The following is a 2524-nucleotide window of genomic DNA, read 5'->3' as shown; positions in this document are numbered from 1 at the left end:
ACCTTTTTTGATAGTATGCATATTGCTTATCAGAAAAATATTGATAGCATTAAACAGGATGCTGATTTTGGTTTTGACTTTGTTAATTCTTCTGTCAGTTAATTCATGCCTGTCAGATCAAGTCTAAACTATTACATATTAACTCTGCACAATTTATTCTTATGGTAAAAACTTCTTCTTCACTCTTATTTTTCCTTAACTTGACGCGTATGGTTTTTTAAATACTCCCGTCTGTCAAGGAATTTCTACTCATGAAGGTTATGGCTTGGAAGATTACTGAAATTTTGAAAAATGTAGTCTACTTCTATATTCAAATATATCAAGCAGTAATTCAAAATTAGCTATTGTACCTTTTGCACTATTATATGCAAGGTTGAGCAATTCTCTGTCCTCATATAAATCAGCAAATTTAAACTCCATGCACCCTGATTGTTTTGTGCCTAGAATATCTCCGCTACCCCTCAGCATCATATCCTTTTCAGCAATATAAAATCCATCTTGTGACTCACACATAATCTTTAACTTTGAATACGAACTTTTACTGAGATTGTCATATAACAGTACACAAAAAGACGGTTTATTTCCTCGTCCTACTCTACCTCTCAACTGATGTAATTGCGATAACCCAAACTGTTCTGCATTCTCTATAATCATAATAGTTGCATCTGGTACATCTATGCCAACTTCTATCACAGTGGTTGCAACAAGCAGAGAAAATTCATTTCTCTTGAAGGAAAACATGACTTGATCTTTCTGATCTTGAGTTAGTTTTCCGTGTATTATTCCAACTCTATCAAAAAATGTCTTTTGTAACTCCTGAAAGCGTATTTCTGCTGCGGCAACATTGAGTTCTTCATTTTCTTCTATATATGGACAAATCCAATATGCTTTTTCGCCTCTATTTATAGCATCTTTCAGTTTTTGAATAATATCTGATACTTTTTTAACGTTCATAATAACGGTTTTTATTGGCAATCTAGATTTTGGTTTTTCCCTTAAAATAGAACATTCAACATCACCATACATAGCTTGCTGCAAGGTTCTTGGAATGGGAGTTGCAGTAACAAAAAGTATATCGGTATTTTCTCCTTTTCCTACCAACCGATTCCTCTGTATCACTCCAAATCGCTGTTGTTCGTCTATGACTGCGAGTCCTAAATTTTTAAATGTAACGTTGGCTTGAAATAATGCATGAGTACCAATTACTATATTTAAAATACCACTTGCAAGTTCGTTCATAATAATCTTTCTTTCCTTGCGCGCAGTTTTACCGGTAAGCAAAGCAACTTTTATATCAGTACAAGATAGAGCTTCTTCGATCCAATTATAATGTTGCTCAGCCAAGATAGTAGTTGGTGCCATTAGAGCTGCTTGCATGTTATTTTCTACCACATTCAGCATCGCAAAGAGTGCAACTACAGTTTTGCCACTCCCAACGTCACCTTGCAGCAGACTTACCATGCGGTATCTGGATTTTTGTCTTTCTGAGATTTCATCTATCGCTCGAATTTGATCATTTGTTAATTGGAACGGTAATTCATTTAAGACCTGCTCTTTGTATTTACTCAATATTATAAATTCTTTTCCCTCTTTTTTTACATGATTTTCCCTTGCAAGCTTTAGTGCCAACTGGTACGCAAATAGCTCATCATAAGCAAGTCTTTCTCTGCAAACTTCTGCTTCTGCGAGTGAGCTCGGTCTGTGCAATCTTATGATGCTTTCTTTCCAATTCAGCCATTTCTTTTGCTTGATTAATGTTTCATCTATCCACTCTGGCAAATCAGGCAAATCTTTTAGATTAGAACTTATTATGTTTCTAATGCTCTTGTTAGTAATACCGCGACATAATTGGTAAACTGGCTCTATGCAGGCTATTTCTTTAAATAGATTGATATCAGACAACATGTAATCTGGGTGAGTAATTTGCCAATGTTCGGCAAACTTTTCAAGTTTACCACTGATTACTATATCTGTTCCAACTGGAAATAATTTATACAAATATTTAACTGAGTAATTAAAAAAAAACTATAAATAAATACTGACTTTCACTTTCAACGATTATTTTATATGGCCTACCTCTAACAGTGGGGCGCTGGTGCTCATACACTTTTGCCACAAAAGTTGTAAATTCTCCCACTTGAGCATCAGGTAGTGATTTACTTCTATCCACATAGCTGAGCGGCCTATAAAACAGCAAGTCCATTACTCTGTCTCCACCGCAAAGTTTAGGCAATATTGCGGAATGAAACCTTGGTATATTCTCAATTTTACTATTTAGAAAAGTCAGCACACTTGACTGCTCATCAACATTCATACTGTGTAAAACCGTTTATTCATAATAGAGCCTTACTAAAATCCTGTCACCCTATTATGACTGTCTATGTTATGTAATAGTTTAGACTTGATCTGACAGGCATGAATTAACTGACAGAAGAATTAACAAAGTCAAAACCAAAATCAGCATCCTGTTTAATGCTATCAATATTTTTCTGATAAGCAATATGCATACTATCAAAAAAGGTTT

1 pseudogene is annotated in these 2524 nt (G+C 34.7%); it reads right to left on the bottom strand.

The annotated features are described in order from the left end of the window. Positions 1-273: 273 nt before the first annotated feature. Positions 274-2314, bottom strand: a pseudogene (gene recG, locus JR053_RS05285) (ATP-dependent DNA helicase RecG). Between the last annotated feature and the right edge of the window lie 210 nt (positions 2315-2524).

It is taken from the genome of Wolbachia endosymbiont of Nasonia vitripennis (assembly GCF_048054115.1).
Classification (GTDB): domain Bacteria; phylum Pseudomonadota; class Alphaproteobacteria; order Rickettsiales; family Anaplasmataceae; genus Wolbachia.
Note: the sequence above shows the minus strand (reverse complement) of the source record. Positions and strands in the feature narration are given on the sequence as shown.